The organism is Roseovarius sp. M141, assembly GCF_024355225.1.
In the GTDB taxonomy this organism is placed as follows: Bacteria; Pseudomonadota; Alphaproteobacteria; order Rhodobacterales; family Rhodobacteraceae; genus Roseovarius.
In genome coordinates this window covers 346,309-371,000 of sequence record NZ_VCNH01000008.1, presented here as the reverse complement: position 1 = coordinate 371,000, position 24,692 = coordinate 346,309, and the positions used below count along the sequence as shown (strand labels likewise).

The following is a 24,692-nucleotide window of genomic DNA, read 5'->3' as shown; positions in this document are numbered from 1 at the left end:
CCATGTCAAACGCGCTCGCCATCGCCTCTGTCACTGCCGTCCTGATGGACATGCTGAACGATGGCGTGGCGAATGCCGATCTGGATGCGATCGGGCCGATTGATGTGACCGCGATGCCGCTGGATCAAGTCTCGTCCGAGGATCCGGCACCCAACCGGCTGAATATCTATATGTGGCACGCCACCCGCAACGCCGCGTGGTCCAGCGAACGGCTGCCGGCGCGGGGCCAACAGGGAAACCGTCTGGACAGCCCGTTTCTGGCGCTGGATCTGCACTTTGTCCTGACTGCCACGGGCGCCGAGACACTGAGCGCCGAAATCATCCTTGGCTACGGGATGCAGATCCTGCACGAAACCCCGGTGCTGACCCGCGCCGCGATCCGCACGGCGCTGGGCGGTGTGACGCCGCCGGTCGATGCCTCTTTGCTGCCTGCGGGCTTGCGGTCCATCCTCGCCTCGGACCTGGCCGATCAGTTCGAGCAGATCCGCATCACCCCCGCCGTGCCCGATACCGAGCATCCGATGCAGCTTGAGGGGCTGTCGAACCTGTGGTCGGCATTCTCGGCGCCGCTGCGGGCCTCGTCGCTCTATCAAGTGTCCTGTGTTCTGATCGAAAGCCGTACGCCGGTTCGGTCGTCCTTGCCGGTGCTGACGCTGGGCGGGCGCACCGCGCAGTTGCGCAGCCCGACAATCAGCCGCATCGCACGCCTGCCGGGCGGAGCCGGGACAGCGCGTGACCTGATGGCGGGGATCGAACCGGGTGACTGGGTAGCCATTGAAGGGACGGCACTGGCCTCGGCCCAGATGCGGGTGCGGCTCAGCGACCGTATATTGGCGGTCGATCCGGCCAATGCCACCAACCTGCGCGTCGATGTGCAATTGCCTGCCGATATCCGGGCCGGGCTGTCGCTGCTCCAGATCGAGCATCTGTTCACACCCGAGGGCGGCGGCGGCGACCGGTTGTGGGAGATGTCGAACGCCACGCCGCTGGTCATCACGCCGCAGCTGGACAGCCATGTCGTCACCGGGACCACTGCGTCAGGGCGTTTCAGCGGAACCGTTGCCGCGACGCTGGCGCATCCGGTGGGCGACGATCAGGTGGCGGCGCTACTGTTCAATCCGCTACCGGGCGGTGGCAATGACGCGTTTTCGGTGCGCTGCCGGTCGCGGTCTGCTGTTGGCACCGAGATCATCGCCGATGTCGTCGATGTGGCGGCAGATACCTATCTGATCCGTGTCGAGATCGGCGGCGCCGCCAGCGCGCTGTCGATGGGGCTGGCGGGCTTTGACGGGCCTGTGGCGGATCTTGATCCATGAGCCGCGCCGAGATCATCCCGGCAGAGGCCCTGCAGATGAAGGCGCTGGAACTGGCGGCCGCGCGGATCGGGTGGTTGCTGGGCGCGCAGCAGGGGACGCCGCCCGACCTGGATGCCGGGCTGAAGCAGCTCGTGGCCCTTGGGCCGGTTGGATTGGCCGAGGTGCTTTTGCGGTTTGGCCTTGCGGGGCGGGTGCGCGACACCTTTCTGCTGGCCGCTGCGCCGGACCTTGGGACCGCCGCCGCCGCTGCGATAGGCGCGCATCCGTTGGCTTTGCAGGGCCGCGCGACACCGGGACTGGTGGCGCATGTGCTGGGCGCAGGCGCGTTGAAGGCATTGGCCCCACAAGGCCTGTTGGCGCAGGCCGGGCTGGTCGATCTGGTGCCTGGGCCGGGACTGGCGCAGCGTCTGCTGGCCGTCGATACCGGGCTGATCCACGCGCTGCACGGCCATGCCCAGCCGGGTGAGGCGCTGGCCGATGCCCTGACCGCGCTGCACGATCGCGAAGGCGTGCCCGACGCGGACCGCGACCGTCTGTCCGATGCACTGGTCGCGGCGCGGGAACAGCCGGGATTCCCGCTGATCCATCTGCGGCTGGAGGATCGTCTGAGCGCTGAACGTCTGGCCACTGCCGCCTTTGGCTGGCTGGGTTTGCGTGCCTTCGCGCTGGACCCCGACGCGATTGATCTGCCGCCAGCGCGCATCGCGGCGATGCTGAACCGCGATCTGGTCTTGCTCAAGGCCGGGCTGGTCCTGTCATCCGGCGCCATCGCTGACGTGCTGGCCGATCTGGTCACCGCGCCATTGCTGATCTGGGGCAAGGACACGCCCGCCACCCGCCGTCCGGTGGCTGAATTTCAGCCCGAAACGGGCGGGGATACCCTCCTGACCGACAGTTTGCGCCTAAGCCCGACCGCCCAGCGGGATGCCGTCGCCACCTATGATATGGGCCTTGCCCCCAGTATCTGGGCCACCGCCCGCACCCGTGCCGCGCGCAGCCTTGACGGGCTGGCGCAGCGCATCGAGCCACAGGCCAGCTGGAGCGATCTGGTGCTGCCTGACGGACAGATGGATCTTCTGCGCCAGCTAGCCGCGTTTCAAAAGCACCGCGGGCAGGTTCTGGACGATTGGGGCTTTCGCGCGAAATCGGCGCGCGGGCTGGGATTGGCGGCGCTGTTTTCGGGCCCGTCGGGCACCGGCAAGACCATGGCCGCCGAGGTCGTCGCCACGACCTTGGGCCCTGACGGCGAAGCCGCCGATCTTTACCGCGTGGACCTGTCGGCCATCGTGTCGAAATACATCGGCGAGACAGAGAAAAACATGGCGCGCATTTTCGATGCCGCCGAAAATTCGGGCGTGGTGCTGCTGTTCGACGAAGGCGAGGCACTGTTCGGCAAGCGCACCACGGACGTCAAGGACAGTCTTGACCGCCACGCCAACACCGAAACCGCCTATCTTCTGCAACGGCTCGAGGCCTATTCCGGCTGTGCCATCGTCACGACCAACCTCAAGGCGACGGTTGACGAGGCGTTTCTGCGCCGGTTCCGGTTCATCCTTGATTTTCCGTTCCCCGATGCGGCCCTGCGTATGCGCATCTGGCAGGTGGTGTTTCCGCAACAGATGCCGGTCGAGCCGCTGGACTATCAGGCCCTGTCCAAGCTGGCACTGGCGGGCGGTCACATCCGCTCCATCGCGATCTCTGCCGCCTTTTTAGCCGCAGGTGAGGGCGGCCCGGTCCGCATGAGCCATATTGCAAGGGCCGCGCGCAGCGAGATTGCCAAGTTGGGCAAGCCGCTACCCGAAGGCCAGCTGAGGGCGCTGGGATGAGTGCTGTCATCGAAATTGACACCCTGCGGCTGGAGGGCATGACCGAAGACGAAGGCCGGCGCACGGCGAATGCCTTCGAGGATACGCTGGTAGAGCTGTTGACCCGCGATGGCCTGCCCCCCGGCAAGACCCGCGAAGACGTGGAAGACATTGATCTGGGGCAGCTGCAGGTGGTGTCGCAGACCCCCGAGGGTATCGGGCGCGATCTGGCGCGGGCACTGTTCGCGGAGTTGTGGCTATGAGCGCGCGGGCCGCCAAAACCCCCAAGGCTGCACCTGACAAGGTGGCCAAGCCAAAGACCGGCAAGCGCTGGGCCGTGCATGTCAATCAGGCGGCCCCGCAAAAGCAGAAGGTCGAAACCCATGTCAGCGTCGACCGGCTGAGGCTGGCCGCGTTGCAGGGACAGCCCTTGCCCTATCGGCAAGAGCTTGAGGCGCAGTTCAACGCCGATCTTGGCGGTATCCGCGTCTACAAGGGCCCAGAGGTGGATGCGGCGCTGCATGCCGAGGGCGCGCAGGCGGCAGTGCAGGGCGAAGCGGTGTTGCTTTCGGCCAACTCGGGCAAGCCGATCGTGGCGCATGAGGTCGCGCATACCCTGCAACAGCGCGCAACCGGCCCGCGCGGCATGGAGGGCGCTGCCGAAGCCGAGGCCGCGCAGGCCGAGGCGCTGGTGGCGGCCGGTCGCCCGGTGCCGGACATGTCCGCCGGGCTCTATCCCGGCGCGGTCGCCTTTCGCCGGGTCGAGGAACTGGACGAGGCCGACCTCGTGGTTGGCAGCGACCGCGAGGCGGCGCAGGAATTCGAGGCTTCGGTCGAGGATCCCGCCGCGCCTGACCCTGCCGTTACGAGCGCGCAAACCGGCGCCCAGACCGACGAAAGCCGGGCAGAGCCGGGCGGCACGGATGCAATGGCCCCCGTCAATCTGGGAGAGCCGATACCGGACGAGCCGGTGCCGACATTCGAGCCTGCGCCGATGCCGGATATCGAAATCGACGAAGCCGCCACCGCCGAGGCCGAGGAGGCGCTGGCAGGGGCCGAGGATGCCGATGGGCTGATGGTGGCGTTCAAGGACGCGCCTCCGTCCGTCAAGGCCATGCACCATGACCGGCTGGAGGGCGAAGTCGGCGAGATGGCCGCGCAGGATCAGGCAAGCTTTGAGGCCGACCTGCCCGAGTTTCAGGCGCAGATGTCCGGCACCGACGAAGTGGCCGCGCCAGAGCCGGTGCAGACACCCGAGGCCCGCGAGGCGCAGTTGGAGGATGGCGCGCCGCCCCCGCCGCCCGAACCGCAGGTCGATCCGACCCCGGACGCCGGCACGGCCAATCTGAATGTCAGCGGCAACGCGCTGGTTTCAAGCTGGTTCAGCGAAGGCGATGCACAGGGGCTGGGCCGCGCCTTCAGCAATGTTTCGACCGATGACAATGAGGTGGAGACCTCGGCAGGCGCACGCCCCGAGGTGCCGCTGGAAGGGGCCAGCGATCCGCAGCGCGTCGCCGATCAGGACGAGGCCGCCCGCGCCGATGCGATAAGCAAGAGGCAAGAGGCGACGCAGGGCGTTCTGGACGGGCCGGGCCCCGAGCAGGTGGAACTGCAACAGGTGCGCGAGGACTTCACCATGGAGCCCCGCGAAACGCCGCAGATCGAGCAGGCCGCAGGTCCGGTCGAAGGCGCCGCAGACTTCCGTGACAAGGAATTGGACAACGATGTGATCGCGCTGTTTGACGCGCATCACAACGATAGCATGGCCTCCAGCATGGACGCCGCGACTGCCGAGGTCGGCACGGCAGTCGAATCCCGTAACACGGAACGCGACACAAAGCTGCTTGAGGCCGAGGCCGAGAAGGACCGCCTGAACGCCGAGGCCGACGACCAGCAGCGCGCAGAGGTTGGCACGCGCCGCCAGGAGGTGCAGGACGCGCGCCAGACAGCGGTGGATGCCCAAGCGCAGCATGTTTCGGATGTCGAAGCCGAGGCAGACACCCAACGCGGCATTGCGCAGACTGAAATCGACACGCAGGTCAGCACCGCGGAATCTCAGGTCACCGCTGATTTCGATCAGGCTGAAACCGACGCCGAGGCCGAGGTGACCAGCGGCGAAACCGAGGCCGAAAACGAGCGCAACAGGCAGGAACGCGAGGCCGAGAACCTCAGCTGGTGGGAGCGGGCAGCCAATTGGGTGGCGGACCAGTTCGACAAGCTGACCAAGTTCATCAACGACGTGTTTGACGCGGTGCGCTCGGCCGTGTCGGCCATCATCGATGCGGTCAAGGAGGCCGCGCTTGCGCTGATCGATCTTGCCGCCAGCGCCATCATTGCGGCGATCGAGGCGCTGGGCGAGGCGTTGAAGGCTGCCGTAAACGCGCTGCTGGCCGAGCATTTCCCCGCTATCGCCGCCGCCCTGAACGACGCCATCGATAGCGCCGTGCAGGTCGCGACCGACGCCGTCAACGCCGTGGCCGAGGGCCTGAAGGCGGCGGTTTCGGCGCTGCTCGATGCGCTGGCGGCCGGGCTGGACGCGATCCTCGCGGTTTATCAGGCGGCGGTAAATGCGGCGCTGGCCATCGCGCGGGCGGCGCTGACCGGCGACTGGGGCGCGCTTGCCAAGCTGATCCTCGAACCGGTGCTGATGGCGCTCGGCATCCAGCCCGCCGCGTTCTACGAGGTGATCGCCAGGGCGGTCGAGGCGCTGGACATCATCATCGACGATCCCATCGGGTTCCTGTCGAACCTGGTCGAGGCTTTCGTCGGCGGCGTGCGAAAATTCGGCGGCAATTTTCTGGAGCATCTGAAAAGGGGCATCATCGGCTGGCTGACCGGCGCGCTGGGCGGTGACATCCAGATTCCAGAGAAGTTCGATCTCATGGGCGTGCTGGATCTGGCACGGCAGATCCTGGGCCTGACCGTCGACATGATCCGCCGCGTCGCCGTCCGGGTGCTGGGCGAAGAGGCGGTCGAGCGGATCGAGTTCGTCATGGGCTACATGGTCGAGCTGATCACCGGCGGCTTCAGCGCCCTGTGGGAAAGGATCATGGCCGATCTGTCCAGCCTCAAGGACATGGTGCTGGACGCAATCAAGTCGTTCCTGGTCGAGCGCGTGATCATGGCCGCGATCAGTTGGTTGGCGGGGCTGTTCAGCCCGGTCGGTGCGCTGGTCAAACTGGTGATGACGATCTGGAACTTCATCATGTTCCTAAAGGATCAGCTGGCCCGGATTTTTCAGGTTGTCCAGACCATCGTCAACACGATGTGGGAAATCGCGACCGGCGTGCTGGAGCCTGCAATGCTGGGCGTGGAATCGGTGTTGTCGCGCCTGTTGCCCATCGCCATCGACCTGCTGGCACGGCTGCTGGGGCTAGGCAACGTGGCGGGCAAGGTGCAGGAGATCATCAACAACGTCCGCCAGAGCATCGAGGACGCCATCGTCAACCTGATCAACCGGGTGCTGTCGGCGCTGACCGGCGGACGGGTCGGCGGCACGGCGGGGGATGAGGATGACGAGGCGGCGGAAGGCGGTCAGATCATGGCGCCGATCGCGGTGCGCGGCGGCGGCGAGAGCCATACACTCAGCATCGAAGATCAGGGCGAAACCGTGGTGCCGATGATCCGCTCGACCCCGCAGACGCTGCAAAGCTGGCTGGATGGGCGCACCGGCCCGCCGTTCGAGGATCTGGCAGCAAGCAGCGGCTGGGAAGGCGAGGCAAAGACCACCAAGAGGGCCGAACTGGAAACCCTCGTCGATCGGGCCAAGACGGAAGAGGCAGAACTGGACCGCGCCGCCGAGGCCGCCGAGGATGCGGACAACGCCGACCCGGCCACCGCCACGGATGAAAAACAGGCCACAGCCCAGGAAGGCGAGCAGACCAAGCGCGCACTGGAGCAGGTGCTGGAATTCTTTGGAATTGATCCCAATCGCGGCCTTGGCGATCACTTTGCCGATGATCTGGCGGCGCTGGGCAATGATGCACTGGCCGCGCGCCTGCGCGCCAACGTGCTGAACCGTCTCGACGTGCCGCGCTATTTGACGATGAGCTGGGCGCAGGCCCGCACCGCGATTCCCGCCGACACCGCGATCCCCGGCACGTGGTCGCGCCCGGCATCCTCGGACGCGATCCTGCGCAGTCTGCATGACGCGACGTTCCGCGCCGGGGTCAAACGTGTGGTCGAGGCGCATCTTGGCCCGCAGGAGGATTTCGACCCGCAATCCGACAAGATGAACGACTTCCTGTCCGACTATCTGACCGGCGATCTCAACCGGTCGCCGCACCCGGCCGCGATCCTTGGCGAAATCCTTCAGGGCCGCGACGGCAACGCCGTTGCCGATGCCGTGGCCCCGGCCATTCGCGCGGCTGCGGATCGCAAGTTCGCCAACCAGCTGGAGTATGATTTCAAGTTCAAGGACGTCACCGGCAGCTACTACAAAACCGTAATAGTGCCGAACCCGGCGGCGCTGCTTGATGGTAATTTCGGGCCGTATTTCGATGACGATAACGAGAATACGGCAGGTGCGGGACACGGCGTGCCACAAGCGCTGGTGTTTTTCCTGCGCGACGGGAACAGCAAACGTGCGTCCAAGAACCGTACGCGCATGGCCGATGCGGTGCGGGGTGCGGATCCGGGCAATCACGAATGGATTCCGGCCAGCAAGGCCGCGACCATCCTGACCGCCACCGCAGCGCGGATCGAGTCTGGCGGCGATGTCGACAGTGCCAGCGGTCTGGCCATGTTGCTGAAATTCCAGCACGAGGTGCGCACGCCCACGTCCAAACTGGTGTTCAAGCCGCAATCGGGGCTGGCCAATGCCGACCGCACGATCCCCTATTTTTCCAAGGCCCATGTCAATAGCGGCGAGGCGTATAACGATCTGAGCGCAGACCAAAAAACCGAGTTCTACCCCGCGACCGGACCCGCGCATATGGAACAGGTGCCGGTATTGCAGGCCCATGCCGGTGGTCTGGACGCGGGGACGCTGGCGGGCGGACAGGTCGCGCGCGGGGCGCAGCTGCAATGGTCCAGCCCCGACTGGCACGGGCAACTGGGCGATCGCCTGAACGGCCCGATCAACGACAACATTGCCTCGACCGCCGATGGTCTGGCGATCAAGGACGCGATCCTGGGCTTTTACCGTGAAACGATCTGGCAGGGGGCGCAGCGGCTGCCCGCGCCAAAGCGGGTGCATTTCGATTTTTACTATTCATCGTCCGACGCCCAGTGGCGCACCTACGGGCAGCTCAAGGACAATTCGCGGCGGGCTTACTCGGCGACCGTGGATGCATTGGAATCCGATATCACGAGGGTCCTGCAATGACCGGATACACGCGCTCTCCCAAGCTGTTGAAAGGCGCCATCGTGGCCTTTCGCCCGCCGGTGCCGATCCCGTCGGTGATCCCGTTCCAGTTCAATCCCGAAAGCCTGTCGCGCACCGTCGAAGCCCGGTCTGCCGAGGGCGAGGGCGGCGCCGAGACCTTTCGTCTGGCCGGCGCCCCGACAGAGACGATCAAGGTCGAGGCGATGCTGGATGCCGCCGACGATCTGGAGGTGCAGGACGCCGTGGTCGTTGAAAACGGCCTGCATCCGCGCCTCGCCGCGCTGGAAACGCTTCTATACCCGCAATCGGCCACGGTGATTGCCAATTCGATCCTGATGAACGTCGGCACCATCGAGATCCTGCCGATGAAAAGCCCGTTCACCGTTTTCATCTGGGGTCGCCATCGCATCCTGCCGGTCAAGCTGTCCAGCCTGTCGATCACCGAGGAGGCGTATGACCCCAACCTCAACCCGATCCGCGCCAAGGTGGCGATGGATCTGTCGGTGCTCAGCTATTCGGACCTGCGCGTGACCCATCCCGGCTATGCGATGTTCCTCGCCCATCAGGTGGTCAAAGAGGCAATGGCGACGATTGCCAGTGCCAACAGCCTGGGTGCGGTTCTGGGATCTGACGTCAGTCTTTTATAAAGGAGTTTCAACATGTTCGACAAAGACAGCCGCTACGCGAAACTGCCCTTGCGGGAATTCATCGATCCGGCCGGGCGCAGTGTTGCCTATGTCGCGCGCCGGATCATTCGCTCTCCCGAGGCGCCGGTTGCCTCGATCAAGGTGCAATCGGGCGACCGGCTGGATCTGATTGCCGACCGTGCCTACGGCGAACCGCGCCAGTTCTGGCGCGTGGCCGATGCCAACCCTAATGCCGACCACACCACGCTGACCGAGCCGCCCGGACGGCGGCTGGCGCTTAACCAGATCAAACCGGAGTAGCCCTCGTGCTGGAACAGCTTCTTGGCGCACATCTGACACTGCTGATCGGCCAGGGCGTGCCGCGTCCGGCCACCTTGGCCGTGATGGAGCATTTCGTGTCCGCCGAGATCGCGTCATCGGACCGCGAGCGGTCGGGGTTTGAACTGGTGTTCGAGGCGGTGCGCGCCGGGGCCATCGCCGGCCTGTTCCCGATCATGGCCGAGCCGGGGCTGAAGGCGGGTGCGCGCGTCGTCATCACCGCGACGCTGGGTATCAGGCCGCATGTCCTGATGGACGGCATCATCGAGCAGGCCGAATTCAAGCCCTCCGAGGGCGAAGGCCCGGCCAAGCTGCATGTGCGCGGCAAGGATCTGAGCTTTGTGATGGACCGCACGGAAATCGAGGCGCAGCACCCGGCGCAGGGTCCGGGTGAGATCGCGGCGCTCGTCTTACTGAAATATGCAAGCTACGGCGTCGTGCCTCTGGTGATCCCGCCCCTTACTGCCGAACGGCCCAACCCGATTGACCGCGTGCCGATGCAGCGCGCCACCGATTACGCCTATCTCACCGAACTGGCCGAAGCGCATGACGCGATCTTCACCCTGATCCCCGGTCCGGTGCCGCTGACCTCGACCGCGTATTGGGGGCCATTGCCGCGCATAGGCATCCCGCAATCGGCGATCACCACCGACATGGGGCCGGAAACCAATGCCACGGGCCTGAGCTTTGAAAATGCCGAAGCCGAGGCCGCCAGCGTCGAAGGTCAGGTGCAGGACCGCCAGAGCGGCCAGACCGTCCCGGTGCAATCCACCGCCCCGTTGCGCCCACCCCTGGCCAGCCAGCCGGCCATCGCCAATCAGGCCACCGCGCGCAGCAACCTGTTTCGCACCAATGGCGCACCCACCGCCGCGCAGGCACTGGGCGAGGCACAGGCGCAGTCCGACGCCACACAGGACACCGTCACCGTGACCGGCGATCTGGATACCGGGGTTTACGGGGCGATCCTGACCCCGCGCGGTCTGGTCGGTCTGCGCGGCGCAGGGCTGGATCATGACGGGCTGTATTACGTGCAAAGCGTGATCCAGAAAATTTCGCCCGGGGCCTGGGTGCAATCCTTTACACTGAACCGAGAGGGGGTCGGCACCACGGTGCCGGTAGTGCTGCCATGAATGATATGACCACCACCAACAGGGTTTTCGGCAAATATCGCGGCACGGTATCCAACAACATCGATCCCAATCAGATCGGGCGGCTTCAGGTCGAGGTGCCTGCGATCTACGGCACCAACACCCTGAACTGGGCGATGCCCTGCGTGCCTTATGCCGGCCCGGATCAGGGCTTCTACATGATCCCGCCGGTAGGGGCGAAAATCTGGGTCGAGTTCGAGGGCGGCGCAATCGACGCCCCGATCTGGTCGGGGTGTTTCTGGGGGCAGGGCGAGGCGCCGGGCACCGTACCGCAGACCAAACTGATCAAGACACCTGCCGCCACGATCACGCTGGATGAAATCAACCCCGCCGCCCCCGTCGTCATCGAAACGGTTGCCGGCAACAAGGTCACGATCACCGCCAGCGGCATCACGCTGGAAACCTCGGGCGGGGCCAAGATAGAAATGACCGGCCCGCAGGTCAGCGTCAATTCCGGCGCACTGGAGGTGGTGTGATGAGCTTTCTTCTGCACCAGGGCGCGACGGTGATGTGCACCCATGGCGGGCAGGCGACGCCCTCGTCCGCCTCCAGCCGCGTCACCCTGGGCGGGCAGCCTGCAACCACCATGGCGCACAGTTATTCTATCAGCGGCTGCCCCTTTTCCACGCCGGAACCCGCGCCCAAGCCGTGTTCCAGCGTGCAATGGACGACCCCCGCCACCCGCGTGCGGATCGAAGGCCAGCCCGCGCTGCTATCGACCAGTCAGGGCATCACCATCGGCCCGCTGGGAACCCAAGGCACCCCGACGGCGACGGTTCAGCAGGTCCGGGTGAAGGGACAATAGGAAAGGCATCGACATGAGTTATCTTGATCTGCCCTACCACATCGACGGTTCCGGCCGCACCGCGACCACTACGGACCACGCGCGCCGGGTCCGCAACCTGCTGGAGGCGGTCCTGTTCACCGCACCGGGCGAACGGGTGATGCGCCCCGATTTCGGCTCGGGCGTGCCCGAGATGTTGTTTGACAGCAACTCGGACGCGCTTGAAACGGCGGCGGATTTTCTGATCCGCTCGGCTGTGCAGCGCTACCTGTCGGATGTTCTGGTGCTGGCGGCCCTTGATGTCAGCCGCGATGAGGGCGAGCTGCATATCACCGTCACCTATTCGCTGGTCGGCGAAGAGGACCAGCAGACCGAAACCTTTAGCCGGGGAGGGGTGTGATGGCCGTCCGAACCCGCTCCTTCCTGGATGAACGGCGCGAGGCGCTGGCCGCCTCGGGCGCGCCGTTCAACGGCATCGCCGGGATCGAGGTCGATCCCACCGACGGCACCCGCCTGATCCTGCGCTTCGTCAAGCCGCGCCCCGGACCGGGCGGCGTGCCTGCCGCCCCCCTTGGCGCCAGCGATTTCAGCATCAGCGGCGGCGATCGTATTCGCGGCATCGCTGTCGAGTCGGTTGCGCCGCAGGGCAGTGACCTGTTGCTGACGCTGAACCGCGAGGGCGATTTTTCGACCTATGATCTGGCCATTGACGCCGATCTGCCCGGCTTTGATCCGATCCTGCGGGAAATCCGCTTTCGCTTTCGCGTGCATTGCGACACCGATCTGGATTGCGAAGCGCCTGCCACCGTTCTCGAAGACCTGCCGAACGAGCCGCGCCTCGACTACCTTGCCCGCGATTTTGAAAGCTACCGCACCATGATCCTTGACCGGATGTCGGTCACGACGCCGGATATGGTCGAACGCAATCCGGCCTCACTGGAAATCGCGCTGGTGGAGTGGCTCGCCTATCTGGGCGATCACCTCAGCTACAAGCTGGACTGCGTCGCCACCGAATACAGCCTGGACACCGCGCAACTGCGCCGCTCTGCCGCGCGTCATGCAAGGCTGGTCGGCTACCGAATGCACAATGGCGTCAGCGCCCGCGTTCTGGCGCAGGTCGAGGTCGCCGCCCCGGTGGTCAACCTTGGGCGAAACGATCTGACCTTTCTGACGCGCAGCAACGATCTGAACGCCGCGGTCGTGCCGATGGCGCAGGTGCCGATGGCGGCGGCGCGCGGCGCGATGGTGTTCGAACCCGCGCATGACATGGCGCTGAGCGACGCGCATAACCGGATCGGCCTGCACCACTGGGACGACCCGGACGCGGCGCTGGCGAAGGGCGCAACCGAGGCATGGCTGCGCGACCCGGACCGGGTTCTGAACCTGCGCGCGGGCGATCTGCTGATCTTGACGGAGGAGCGCGACCCGACGACAGGCCGCAGTGCCGACGCCGATCCCGGCCACCGGCAGGCCGTACGCCTGATCGCCGATCCCGAAACCGTGCTGGATCCGCTGGAAATGGTCGCACCCGGCATGCTGCTACAGGTCCACCGGGTGATCTGGGGACCGGACGATGCCTTGCCGTTCAGGCTGTGCGTCGGCGCGCGCCCGGCGGGCGAAGAACTGGCCACCGCCCTTGGCAACATCGTCGTCGCCGACCACGGCATGACATTGCCGGTGCCTGAACCGCTGGGCGTGGCCCCTGATATGACGGACCCGGAACTGCCCCCGGCACCGGGCCAGCCCGATGAAATCAAGCCGCTTGCCGGTCTGGACCGCCCGCATCCTTTTGCGCCGGTGCTTGCGCATAAGGATCTGACATTCAGCGCCGGTCTGTTCCCCACGCTCGACCCGCTGACCCCCGCCGCGCGCATCACCGCGATGGATCCGGCAGCGGCGATGGCCGATATGTTCCTCAGCGTCGATGGCAAGATCGAGGCGTGGAACCCGCTGCCCGACCTGCTGCCTGCCGGACCCGAAGATCGCGTCTTTGTCCCCGAGGTTGCCCATGACGGCAGCGTCACCCTGCGCTTTGGCGAAGGGCACGAGGGGCGGGCCAGCACCCACGGCAAGACGCCGGTGGCCAGCGACAGCTTCTTTGCCAATTACCGCGTCGGCACGGGCCGCGCGGGCAATATCGGCGCCAATGCGCTGGCCCATGTCGCGGCCTCTGGTCTGGCGCTGGCCAACGTCACCGCCGTGCGCAACCCGTTGCCCGCAGCGGGTGGCCTGAACCGTGAGACGATCCCCGAGGTACGCCAGCGCGCCCCGGTCAGTTTTTTCGAGCAACGCCGCGCGGTGACGCTGGCTGATTATGAAACCCTGCTGACCAGACATCCCGACGTGCAGCGCGCCCATGCCCGCAAACGGTGGCTGGGCAGTTGGTCGGCGATCTTCCTGTCGGTCGACCGCGTCGGCGGGCTGGAGGTGGACGCGGGCTTTGCGCAGGCACTTCTGGACTATCTGGAACCCTACCGCATGATGGGCCACGATCTGACCATCGACGCGCCGATCTATGTGCCGCTGGAGGTGGCGCTGACGGCCTGCGTCCTGCCCGATCATTTCGCGGACGATGTGGCAAACGCTTTGATCGACGCTTTCTCGGCGGGTCTGCGCACGGATGGCGAGCGGGCGTTTTTCCACCCCGACAACATCACATTCTCGTCGCGGATCTACCTGTCGCGCATCTATGAGGCGGGGATGCAGGTGCCCGGCGTCGAGGATATCCACGTCACCAGTTTTCAGCGCGCCAGCGCCGCCGCGTCCACGGCGATTGACGAGGGCGTGCTGACCTTCGGGCCGCGCGAAATTCCGATTCTCGCCAATGATCCGAACCACCCGGATCAGGGCACCCTGACAATTCATACGGAGGGCGGACGATGAGCGGCTCACTGGATAAACCCACCCCGAAGGATGTCGATAACCGTCCCGGCCTGCCCCAGATCGCCGCCCGCGCCGGCACCCATCAGACATTCTACGAGTCGATGCGCCGGGGGCTTGCCGATGCCAACCGCCCCGGCCTGTCGGATCTGCGCGCGCGCGGGCAGGGCGATGTCACGCTGGGGGTGCTGGATGCCTGGGCCGCCGTTTTGGACACGCTGACCTTCTACGGCGAGCGCACCGCGAACGAGGCCTATCTGCGCACTGCCACCGACCGCGCCAGCCTGCGCGCCCATGCCAGCCTGATCGGCTACCAGCTGGCGCCGGCCAAGGCCGCATCGGTGCATCTGGCCTTCATCGCCGAAGCAAACGACGCCCCCGAAGATGTGCTGGAGTATGATGTGGGCCTACAGGTCCGGTCGGTCCCGCGCGACGGTGAAATCCCGCAGATATATGAAACAATCGAGCCGCTGACCGCTTATGCCGGTTGGAACGCAATGACCCCGCGGATGAGCTATCCACAGGAACTGGACGGCGAAAGCGATACGGTCCGGCTGGCGGCGGGCAGTGCCGCCGTGACCCCCGGCGATCCGGTGCTGTTCCTGCAAGGCAAGGTGCCGGTAAAATACGAGGACGCCAGCAAGGCCGGTTTCCTGCGGTCGGTCAATGGCGTCGCGGAACTGGCCGCGGGCGAGAAGCTGATGACGCTCAGCGCCGCGCCCACCGGCACCTTCCCCTATTTTTTCTTTGCCTACACGCCGGTCATGGCGTGGGCGCCCAGCGCCCCCCTGACCACCCTGTCGCTGATCTCGACGGTGTCGCAGGCCAGTTGGTCGGTGTCGGCGCTGTCCACGGCAACCGCGATCAACCACGTGTCCTACTTCACGCTGGCCACCGCCATCACCGCAGTGCCCTATCTGTCCTTCGATCCGATCCTGCCCGCGAAAATGAGGGTCAAGGCAGGCTGCTTTGGCAACAACGCCATCACCCAACCCTCGCCACTGATCGACGATATCGTCGCGGCGTTCCCGCCAGCGACTCCGGTTGCCTCCCCGGGTGCGATTACCGACACGCAAGGGCATACCGGCGATACGGCCCCTCCCGCAAACCACGTCTATATCTATCTGGACCGCGAATACCCCGAGATCGTGGCAGGCGAATACGTGCTGGTGCGCGATGCCTTCTCCGAAGGGCATTCCGTGGTTCACGGGGTCGAACTGCTGTCGGTTGAGGCTTATGGTCTGTCGACCAAAGTCACCCGGCTGGAAGTGAATGCGTCTCTCACCGGGCCGTCCGGCACTGTCCAGGCATCGGGATTTCTGACGCGCAAAACCACCGTCTATGCCGCGCCGCAGGCTCTGCCTCTGGCGGCCTTGCCCATCACGCACGATGTCGGTGCGGCGCATGGCGCGCTGGGCGCGGATTCGGTCGAACTGGGTTCGGCGCAACTGTCACTGTTTCCCGGCAAGACGGTGGCGCTGACAGGCGAACGCGCCGATCTGGCGGGTGTGGTTGCCAGTGAGATCCTGACCGTTTCCGACAATGTCCTGAACGACGGCTTGTCGGTTCTGACCTTCACCGCGCAGCCCGCCCATGCCTACCTGCGCGACACGGTCACCCTCAACGCCAACGTCGCCGAGGCGACCCATGGTGAAACCGTGGCCGAGATCATCGGCGACGGCGATGCCGCGCGCAGCTTTGCCACCTATCCGCTGAAAAGCAAACCGCTGACACATGTTTCGGCCAAGTCCGAAACAGGTATGGCCCCGGCGCTGGAGGTGCGGGTCAACGGCGTGCTCTGGACCCTTGTGGAGGATTTCCGCGATGCGGGCCCCGAGGACCGGGTTTATATCCTGCGGATTGCCGAGGACGACACCGCGAGCATTGTCTTTGGCGACGGCGAAAAGGGCCTGCGCCCGCCCACGGGTCAGGACAATGTCGAAGCCGCCTATCGCAAGGGGGCGGGTAGTGACGGGATGCTGGAGGCGGGGCAATTGTCGCTGCTGGCAACCAAACCCGCCGGGCTGAAATCCGTCGTCAACCCGTTGGCCCCAGCAGCGGCGGCAGATGCCGAAGGCATCGATGATGCCCGCCGCAACGCACCGCTGAAAGTGTTGACGCTGGGCCGCGTGGTGTCCTTGCGCGACTACGAGGATTACGCGCGCGCCTTTGCAGGCATCGCCAAGGCGCGGGCCGATTGGACGTTTGACGGTTTCCGGCGCCCGATCTTCGTCACCGTGGCGGGCGAGGGCGGCGTGCTGCTGCCAGACGGCGGCGAGGACATGACCAATCTGCTGGCCGCACTGCAAGGCGCGGGCGAGGCCGATATCACCATTTCGGTGCGCAACTATCAGGCCGCCAGCTTTGTGGTGGTCGGGCGGCTGTTCATCGACGCGGCGTTCGAGGCCGACGACGTGATCGCCGCCGCGCGGCAGGCGCTTGAGGCGGGCTTCAGCTTTGAGGCCCGCGATCTGGGGCAGGGGGTCAGCCGGGCGCAGGTCATCGCGGTTCTGCAACTGGTCGTCGGCGTCACCGGCGTCGATGTCGACCATTTTCACCGCAGCGGTGCCGCCCCGACGCTGGAGCATCGTCTGGGCTCGGCGCGGCCGCAGCCCTCGCTGGATGGGGCGATTCCCGCACCAGCCGAGATGCTGACCATCGACATGGCCGCAACCAAGCTGGAGGCCGTGACATGAACCTGACCACTGATCAGTTGTTTGAATTGCTGCCCGCCTTCCTGCGTCTGCGCGACGCCGAGCAGGGGCGCCGGATCAAGCGCGAGGTCGATCCAACCTCGACCACTCGCGACATCGAGGATTTCGGCCCGCTGCGCACGCTCGCCTCGCTGGTCGCGCGCGAGGGGCAGATCGTCGACGAGACGCTGGATCAGCACTATGCCGACGCGTTTATCGAAACCTGCGCGCCCTGGGCGATCCCCTATCTGGGTGACCTGCTGGGAATGCGCGGCCTGGCCGATATCCCCGACGGCATCGACATGCGCGCCCGCGTCGCCAACGCGCTGGAGCTGCGCAGCCGCAAGGGCACCCTGCGCGCGCTGGAACAGGCCGCCGCCGACAGTTCGGGCTGGCCGGTCTATGCCGTCGAATACTGGAAGAAGCTGGTCCACACCCAGTCAATGCGCCTGACCCATCCGGCGATGGGTCGCACCGTGAATATGCGGGACAAACCGGCGATGGCGCGGATCGGCATGGCCTTTGAACGCGACGGGCGAAATGTCGAAGTGCGTCGGATCGAGACGGGCGACGGGCGCTGGAACCTTGGCAATATCGGCCTGCACGTCTGGCGGCTGCGGCCCTATTCGATCAGCGGCCATGTCGCACGCGCCGTCGGCACCCGTCGCGATTTCCGGTTCCATCCCCTGGGCTGCGATGCCCAGCTCTATGCCCGCAGCGGTATTGATGCCGGGGTCGAAATCCCCAGTCTTGAGGCCGATATGCCCGCACCGATCACGCGCAATATCATGGCTGAGGACGAGTCGCGGTTCTACGGACCCGGCAAGGCGATCCTGATCCAAGTGGGGGGAACCCCGATACCGGTTGAAAACATCAAGGCCGCCAACCTGGGCAGCCGCGCGGCCCCGGCTGCGCCTGAACCGGACTGGACGCGCAGTGGCGGCATTTCTGGCGTGACGCTGATCGACCCCGAACTGGGGCGGATCGTCATCGACCCCGACTTGGCCGGCCCGGTCCGGGTGACCTGCCATTTCGCGCGCGTGCTGGAGATCGGCGGCGGCGAGCATGGCCGTGTCAACAGCATCGGGTCGATCGAGGATGGCGTCACCATCGCGCCCTCCAACAATCTGGTTACCGCGATCAACGGCGTCGGCGGCGAGGGGACGTTCCTGCTGGCGCAATCCAGCCATTACGACGCCAACGGTGCAATCACCGTGCCCGCAGACGGCATCCTGCGGATTGTCGCAAGCGACGGCGCGTTTCCTACGGTCCGGCTCGGCGCCGCGGGGTTGACCGTCGACCTTGGCGATAACGCCATACTGGAACTGAACGGATTGCGTTTGCACAACGGCGCGGTGACGGTGATGGGCACCGGGGCAATGATAAATGTCCGCGATTCCACGCTGGTGCCCGGTCTGGCGCTGGACATTGACGGCATGCCTGCCAGCCCCGGTGCGGTGACGCTGGACTGTCGCACGGCGGGCGCCGCCCTGCGCATGGACCGCTGCATCAGTGGCCCGGTTCAGGTTGTACAGGACATGGATGTGCGCATCGGCGAGACCATTCTTGATGCAGGTGATCCCGCCGACATGGCGTTTCAACCGGCGCCGGGGGCCGCCCGTGTCACGGTGGGTTTCGACCGATGCACGATTCTGGGCCGGGTCGCAACCGGGGCCTTCGCCGATGGCGCACGCGCGGCCCCGGCCGGCTTTGGCGTGGCCATCGAAAGCGACGAGCGGCTGGCCACCGCAGATACCCTGTTCTTTGGACGCACCGCACCGCCGGTGGCGGCCGAATTTCGCCAGATCGGCTGCATCCGTTTCTCATATGTGCCCGAAGGCAGTCTGCCGCCGCGCCTTTACCGCTGCGCCCAAACGCCCGAGCCGATCTTTGACAGCACGCGCTACGCCAGCGCCGACTACATGCTGCTGGCCTCGCGCACCGATGCGGCCATCACCGACGGGGCAGAGAACGGTGGCGAGATCGGGGCCTACAATCGCGCCGCGCACCAGGCACGCGCCGCCAATATCCGCCGCTCCATCGACGATTTTCTGCGCTTTGGCCATGCCGCCGGGCAGTTCAATGAAACATGACGACATTTCAATAAGGAGGCTCTGACCATGAAAGGCGATTTCTCACGCTGGACGGCCCCGAACGCCGCCGCGCGCCACTATTCAGGCGTGCTGATGCAACAGGGACGGCTGCACACCGATGCCGACTGGAACGAACAGGTCCAGATCGGGCTGGCGCGATCCGAAGCCGCGTTGGGCGACATCATCGGGCAGGCCGGAACGCCAAAGGGCGAGGGCGGTTTCGCCATCTCCGCGGGGGCAGGCGGCTTTGCGATTGGGGCGGGGCGCTATTATCTGGACGGCGCGATGGTGCAGAACGATGCGCGCGTCACCTATGACGATCAGGGCGACGGGGTCGCCGTGCCGCCATTGGCGGACGCGGGCGGCACCGGCACAGACGTCATCATCTATCTCGAAGCCACCCGCGCGCAGGTGACAGGGCTGGAGGATTCGCGCCTGATCGATCCGGCCTTGTCCGGGGTCGATACGGCGACACGGATCAAGGCCGCATGGCGCGTCGGGGTCGAAGCAATCACCCTGACCGCAGCCGAGCGGGACGCCCTGATCGACGCCGCGCAGTGTGGCAATATTCCCGATCTTGCGGGTTGGTCCCCGTCCACAGGTGCGCTGTCGGCGCGCACTCTTCCGGCGGGTGCCCTGCCGGATGACAGCGATTGCAAGATCCCCCCCGAGGCGGGCTATCTGAGTCAGGAGAACCAACTCTACCGGGTCGAGATCATCACCGGCGGCACCCGTGCGCAGTCGCGCTTTGTCTGGTCGCGCGAGAACGGGGCGGTGGAGGCAACCCTTGGGCGCAACACCGATGGCGACTTTGTCCTGCAAGGGGCCATCGACGACGAGGCGCTGGGCTTTCAGACCGGCAATTGGGTCGAAGTCTATGATGCCGCAGACAGCTATAACGCGCGCAGCGGCGATTTACGCCAGATCACCCTGACCGACGACGTGGTGACGTTCAGCGCCTCCATCGGTGACTTTACCCAGATGGTGCGCCCGCGTGTGCGGCGCTGGGATCAGACCGGGAATGTGCCGCAAGGACGCACGCTGAGCGTGACCCCGGTCGAACTGGAACGCGGCATCGAGGTGTCGTTCATCAACGGCAGCTATCGCACGGGCGACTACTGGGTGTTCGAGGCTCGCGCCGCCACCGGCAATATCGTCTGGCCGCAATACCCGATGGAGGATCCCACCGATCCGGTTCCGCCGATGGGCTGGGGGTTTCGCCGGGCGCCGTTGGCGCTGGCGCGGATCGCGGGCGCGGGACTGAGCAACATCACCGATCTGCGCGCCGAGTTTCCGACGCTGACATGCCTGCACGCCGATGACATCGAATATGATGACAGCCAGTGCAACATGGGCGCCGAAACGGTGCAGGAGGCGCTGGATGTCCTGTGCAGACGCACGGCGTCCGGTCTGTGCACCTTTGTCGTGCGCAATGCCCGCGAACTGGCCGATGTCGTCGCCAAGCTAAGGCAGGATCAAAGCGCGCGGATTTGCCTGCGGGCGGGAAACTTTGCGCTGAACGACGCCGTCCTGTTCGAGAATCTCGGCCACATCACCGTGGAGGGTACCGGCCCGCAGACCGTGATCAGCGTCGCCGGGACCGAACCGGCGCTTGTCTTTCACAATTGCGCGTCGGTGCGGGTGGTTGACCTGTCGGTCAATGGCGGGCCGACGGGTGTTCTCGGACGGTTCGTCCAAAGTGGCAGGCTGGGGGCAATCACCGCCGTCGATTGTGGTGACATGGCGTTCGAGCGGGTGCGCGCGCGCTGCCGGGCCGGGCTGGACCGCACGGCGGCCTGCATTTCGACCCGCAACGACAGCCCAAAGGCGCGTCATGGGGTCGCCAGGGTACTGGTGCGCGATTGCACGCTGAAGGTTGGGCAATCGCAGATCGGCGTGCAGGTGATCGGCGCCCGCCGGGCCGTGATCGAGGACAACGTGATCTCTGCGATCAGTATGGACCCGGAACAGGTGCGCCGCCGCATTCTGGCCGATCCTGTTCTGGTCGGGCGCATACGGCGGTCCTTGCTGGATTTTCCCATCGCGCAAAAGAACCCCGGCAATGTGACCATCAAAGGGGCCGGAGCGCGGGATCATGTGCTGCCACTGGACGGGGCCTTTAGTGCCAAGCAACGTGGGACCGTCCCGCTGCCGCGTGGAGATTCCGGGCTCGAGGTGCGCGCGGATCCGCGCATCCTGGGTCAGCTGGTGCAGGCGCTACGGCAAAATGATGCCAGCCAGATCGCCGTGCCAAAGGAACTGCGCCAGCACATGACCAACCTTGTGGATGAAGCGATCCGCGACCCGCGCGGCAGTGCGGTAGTCGGAACGCGCCGCGTCAATATTCTGGGTGCCAGAGTCCTTATGTTGGCGCGCACAGGGTACATGGCGCAAGGCATCACGGTCGCCGGCGCCGAAATCGAGGATCTGCATATCCTGACCAACCGTATCGAGGGCGCGAACGATGCCATCCGCGTTGCTGCCAGTACGTCGGGCGACCCGAACCCGTCGGATTGGCGGCAGCGCCGCCCGCCCAACACGGTGCGCCGCGCGCGGATCGAGGGTAATGTGATCACCCTGCAACCCGTGGCCTCGGGGGTCGAGGGTCACGGTATTTATCTGGGCCATGTCGACAATGTCACGGTCGGGCAGAACGACATTTCGGGGGGCGGAACCCTGCCAAATTCCAAGGTGATCATGCCGCATTTTGGGCTTTATCAGTATGGCTATCGGGGCCCGCGGTTCACCGTTACCGAAAATACCGTGACCAACCTCTACCACGGCTATGCAGTGGTTCCCGAGCTATACGACGACGTGACCGGCATTTGGCGCCTGCGCGATAACGCGACCCAAGGCTGCCCGCGCCCCTTCGCGGTGGCGACCGGGGTGGAGGTGCTTTAGACGCGCGCGACACCCGCCGCGACCCTGCCTCGCCACGTTGTCGTGGCGGGAAAATCGTGCTAAAGTGGCGACAATCTGATCCGGTCGTCTGATCGTTTTGGGTAGACGTCGTGGGATTACTGTGGCGGCAAACCTGTTCGAATCAGCGTGATGATTAGGATGAAGCGCAGGGAAACCTGCGCTTCTACCCGTATTGGGGGGGTGGTGTGCTTGCTGCCCGCTAGGGATGCTTTGGGCAAGACACCGCAGGGCGCGCGTTATCGACTGTATTTGATGAACGGCGTCAGCGTGCCGATGCGGTCATAGAGCTTGCGCGCGGTTTCGTTGAAATCCTGCGTCAGCCAGTAGACCGTCGGGCAGCCATCTGCGTCGGTGGCCTTGTACACGGCTTCGATCAGCTTGCGGCCCACGCCGGTGCCGCGCGCCGCCGGATCTGCGTAGAGATCCTGAAGATAGCAGACATCCTCGATCTTCCAGTTATGCGGATGATAGATGTAGTGGACCAGCCCGACGGGCCGGTCCCCTTGCAGTGCGATCAGGCCGTTCTGGTTTGGGTGATCGGTGCTGACAAGGCGCTGGAATGTGGTTTGATAGACCTCGCCCGGCACCGATGTTTCGTAGTATTCCAGATACCCGGTCCACAGGCGGCGCCACTCGCCCTCGTCCGCGGGCAGAAGGGGGCGGATCGTGATGGGATCGGACATGGCATGCGCTTTCGGCTGATTCGATTCCCCGTCATGGTAGCGGCGCGCAGCGGGCGCGCCAGCCCCGACCGCCCTATTCGGCGGCGACGGGGCCGGGGTCAACCAGTGTGACGATGTCGCGCATGATCGTGTTCAGCTCGAAATCCTTGGGGGTGTAGACGCGGGCGACGCCCATGGCGCGCAGGCGTCTTGCATCCTCCTCGGGGATGATGCCGCCGACGATGACGGGGATGTGCGACAGCCCAGCCGTCTGCATCCGTTCCATCAGGTCTTCGACCAGCGGGATGTGGCTGCCCGACAGGATCGACAGGCCGACGACATGCGCCTCGTCATCCTGCGCGGCGCGTACCAGTTCCTCGGGGGTCAGGCGGATGCCCTGATAGTCGATGTCCATCCCGCAATCGCGCGCGCGAAAGGCGATCTGTTCCGCCCCGTTGGAGTGGCCGTCAAGGCCGGGTTTGCCGACCAGAAACTTCAGGCGGCGGCCAAGCTGCGTGCTGACCGCGTCCACCTGCTCGCGGATCTCCTCCAGCCCCTCGGTCTTGTTCGAGGGGCTGGAGGAGACGCCCGTCGGGCCGCGATATTCGCCGTGGACGGCGCGCATCTGCTGCGCCCATTCACCGGTGGTCACGCCCACGCGGGCCGCGTTGATCGAGGCGGGCATGATGTTGCGCCCCTCGGTCGCCGCGGCGCGCAATTCAGCCAGTGCGGACCTGACGGCGTCGGCGTCGCGGTCTGCCTTCCAGGTGGTCAGGCGACCGATCTGTTCGGCCTCGACCGCCGGGTCGACCGTCATGATGCCGCCGTCCGCGTCCATCAGCGGCGATGGCTCGCCGGTGGTGAATTTGTTGACGCCGACGACGACCGTCTCGTTCCGCTCGATCCGGTTCAGGCGTTCGGCGTTGCTGTCGACCAGCCGCGATTTCATATAGTCGATGGCGCCGATGGCGCCGCCCATCCCCTCCAGCGTGGCCAGCTCGTGGCGCGCGCCGTCTTTCAATTCCTCGACCTTGCGGTCCACGGCAGGGTTGCCGTCAAACAGGTCGTCGAATTCCAGCAAATCCGTCTCGTACGCCAGGATCTGCTGCATGCGCATCGACCATTGCTGATCCCACGGACGGGGCAGGCCCAGCGCCTCGTTCCAGGCGGGCAGCTGCACGGCGCGGGCGCGGGCCTTCTTGCTGAGGGTGACGGCCAGCATTTCGATCAGGATGCGGTAGACGTTGTTTTCCGGCTGCTGCTCGGTCAGACCCAGTGAGTTGACCTGCACGCCATAGCGGAAGCGGCGGGCCTTGGGGTCTTCGATGCCGTAACGCTCATGCACGATTTCGTCCCACAAATCGACGAAGGCACGCATCTTGCACATCTCGGTCACGAAGCGGATGCCGAAGCATTGACGAAGAAGCTGATGCGCCCGGCCAGCACCGGAAAATCGGCCTCTGGCACGCGGGGGCGCAGTTCGTCCAGCACGGCGATGGCGGTGGCGAGCGCGAAGGACAGTTCCTGCTCGGGCGTCGCGCCGGCCTCTTGCAGATGGTAGGAACACACGTTCATCGGGTTCCATTTCGGCACGTTTTTATAGCAGTATTCGGCGACGTCGCCGATCATCTTCAGCGACGGTTTCGGCGGGCAGATATAGGTGCCGCGCGACAGGTACTCCTTGATCAGATCGTTCTGCACGGTGCCTTGCAGGGTTGAGGGATCGACGCCCTGCTCCTCGGCCACGGCAATGTAGAGCGCCAGCAACCATGGCGCCGTCGCGTTGATCGTCATCGAGGTGTTCATCTGTTCCAGCGGGATATCCGCGAAAAGCTGGCGCATGTCGCCCAGATGGCACACCGGCACGCCGACCTTGCCGACCTCGCCCCGCGCCAGAATGTGATCGCTGTCATAGCCTGTCTGCGTGGGCAGATCGAAGGCGACCGACAGGCCGGTCTGCCCCTTGGCCAGGTTCGCCCGGTAGAGCGCGTTGGATGCCGCGGCTGTCGAATGGCCGGCATAGGTGCGGATCAGCCAGGGGCGGTCTTTTTGAGGGTGTGACATCGGGCGGCCTCGTGCTGTGATTGGTAACATTATT

At 65.5% G+C, this 24,692-nt stretch carries 15 protein-coding genes and 1 pseudogene; 14 read left to right on the top strand and 2 right to left on the bottom strand.

Annotation, left to right across the window (positions count from 1 at the left end):
- The first annotated feature begins 2 nt into the window (after positions 1 to 2).
- Genes FGD77_RS05855 through FGD77_RS05790 form a run of 14 tightly spaced genes read left to right on the top strand, consistent with a single transcriptional unit; the run spans position 3 to position 21,911 of the window.
- The gene (locus FGD77_RS05855) at positions 3 to 1,316 is read left to right on the top strand and encodes a DUF4255 domain-containing protein (protein ID WP_255007357.1); all 1,314 of its coding nucleotides are present in this window, start codon (positions 3 to 5) and stop codon (positions 1,314 to 1,316) included.
- On the top strand, positions 1,313 to 3,142 hold the full coding sequence (locus FGD77_RS05850; RefSeq protein ID WP_255007355.1) for an ATP-binding protein: 1,830 nt from the start codon (positions 1,313 to 1,315) through the stop codon (positions 3,140 to 3,142). The genes FGD77_RS05855 and FGD77_RS05850 overlap by 4 nt, the downstream gene beginning before the upstream one ends.
- Entirely contained in the window at positions 3,139 to 3,384 is a 246-nt protein-coding gene (locus FGD77_RS05845) for a hypothetical protein (protein WP_255007353.1), read from the top strand. Before FGD77_RS05850 ends, FGD77_RS05845 begins: the two co-directional genes overlap by 4 nt.
- Complete coding sequence (locus FGD77_RS05840; protein WP_255007351.1) at positions 3,381 to 8,447, top strand: DUF4157 domain-containing protein; 5,067 nt, start codon at positions 3,381 to 3,383, stop codon at positions 8,445 to 8,447. The genes FGD77_RS05845 and FGD77_RS05840 overlap by 4 nt, the downstream gene beginning before the upstream one ends.
- Positions 8,444 to 9,094: a hypothetical protein gene (locus tag FGD77_RS05835; RefSeq protein WP_255007349.1), complete on the top strand. Its 651-nt coding sequence runs from the start codon at positions 8,444 to 8,446 to the stop codon at positions 9,092 to 9,094. The genes FGD77_RS05840 and FGD77_RS05835 overlap by 4 nt, the downstream gene beginning before the upstream one ends.
- 12 nt (positions 9,095 to 9,106) lie before the next feature.
- A complete protein-coding gene (locus tag FGD77_RS05830; RefSeq protein WP_255007347.1) occupies positions 9,107 to 9,394 on the top strand; it encodes a hypothetical protein in 288 nt (95 codons plus the stop codon).
- A gap of 5 nt (positions 9,395 to 9,399) precedes the next feature.
- Entirely contained in the window at positions 9,400 to 10,542 is a 1,143-nt protein-coding gene (locus tag FGD77_RS05825; protein WP_255007344.1) for a hypothetical protein, read from the top strand.
- On the top strand, positions 10,539 to 11,036 hold the full coding sequence (locus tag FGD77_RS05820; RefSeq protein ID WP_255007342.1) for a phage baseplate assembly protein V: 498 nt from the start codon (positions 10,539 to 10,541) through the stop codon (positions 11,034 to 11,036). Before FGD77_RS05825 ends, FGD77_RS05820 begins: the two co-directional genes overlap by 4 nt.
- On the top strand, positions 11,036 to 11,365 hold the full coding sequence (locus FGD77_RS05815; RefSeq protein WP_255007340.1) for a DUF4280 domain-containing protein: 330 nt from the start codon (positions 11,036 to 11,038) through the stop codon (positions 11,363 to 11,365). Before FGD77_RS05820 ends, FGD77_RS05815 begins: the two co-directional genes overlap by 1 nt.
- A 13-nt stretch (positions 11,366 to 11,378) precedes the next feature.
- Positions 11,379 to 11,744: a GPW/gp25 family protein gene (locus FGD77_RS05810; protein ID WP_255007339.1), complete on the top strand. Its 366-nt coding sequence runs from the start codon at positions 11,379 to 11,381 to the stop codon at positions 11,742 to 11,744.
- Positions 11,744 to 14,227, top strand: coding sequence for a putative baseplate assembly protein (locus FGD77_RS05805; RefSeq protein WP_255007336.1), 2,484 nt, complete (start codon positions 11,744 to 11,746; stop codon positions 14,225 to 14,227). Before FGD77_RS05810 ends, FGD77_RS05805 begins: the two co-directional genes overlap by 1 nt.
- Positions 14,224 to 16,920: a hypothetical protein gene (locus FGD77_RS05800; protein ID WP_255007334.1), complete on the top strand. Its 2,697-nt coding sequence runs from the start codon at positions 14,224 to 14,226 to the stop codon at positions 16,918 to 16,920. Before FGD77_RS05805 ends, FGD77_RS05800 begins: the two co-directional genes overlap by 4 nt.
- Complete coding sequence (locus tag FGD77_RS05795; RefSeq protein ID WP_255007331.1) at positions 16,917 to 19,010, top strand: phage tail protein; 2,094 nt, start codon at positions 16,917 to 16,919, stop codon at positions 19,008 to 19,010. The genes FGD77_RS05800 and FGD77_RS05795 overlap by 4 nt, the downstream gene beginning before the upstream one ends.
- 27 nt (positions 19,011 to 19,037) lie before the next feature.
- Complete coding sequence (locus FGD77_RS05790; RefSeq protein WP_255007329.1) at positions 19,038 to 21,911, top strand: DUF6519 domain-containing protein; 2,874 nt, start codon at positions 19,038 to 19,040, stop codon at positions 21,909 to 21,911.
- 257 nt (positions 21,912 to 22,168) lie between these two features.
- On the opposite strand, the gene FGD77_RS05785 is transcribed toward FGD77_RS05790, so the two are convergent.
- On the bottom strand, positions 22,169 to 22,615 hold the full coding sequence (locus FGD77_RS05785) for a GNAT family N-acetyltransferase (protein WP_255007326.1): 447 nt from the start codon (positions 22,613 to 22,615) through the stop codon (positions 22,169 to 22,171).
- A 73-nt stretch (positions 22,616 to 22,688) separates the two neighbouring features.
- Positions 22,689 to 24,658: pseudogene (locus tag FGD77_RS05780) on the bottom strand (methylmalonyl-CoA mutase family protein).
- Positions 24,659 to 24,692: the final 34 nt, after the last annotated feature.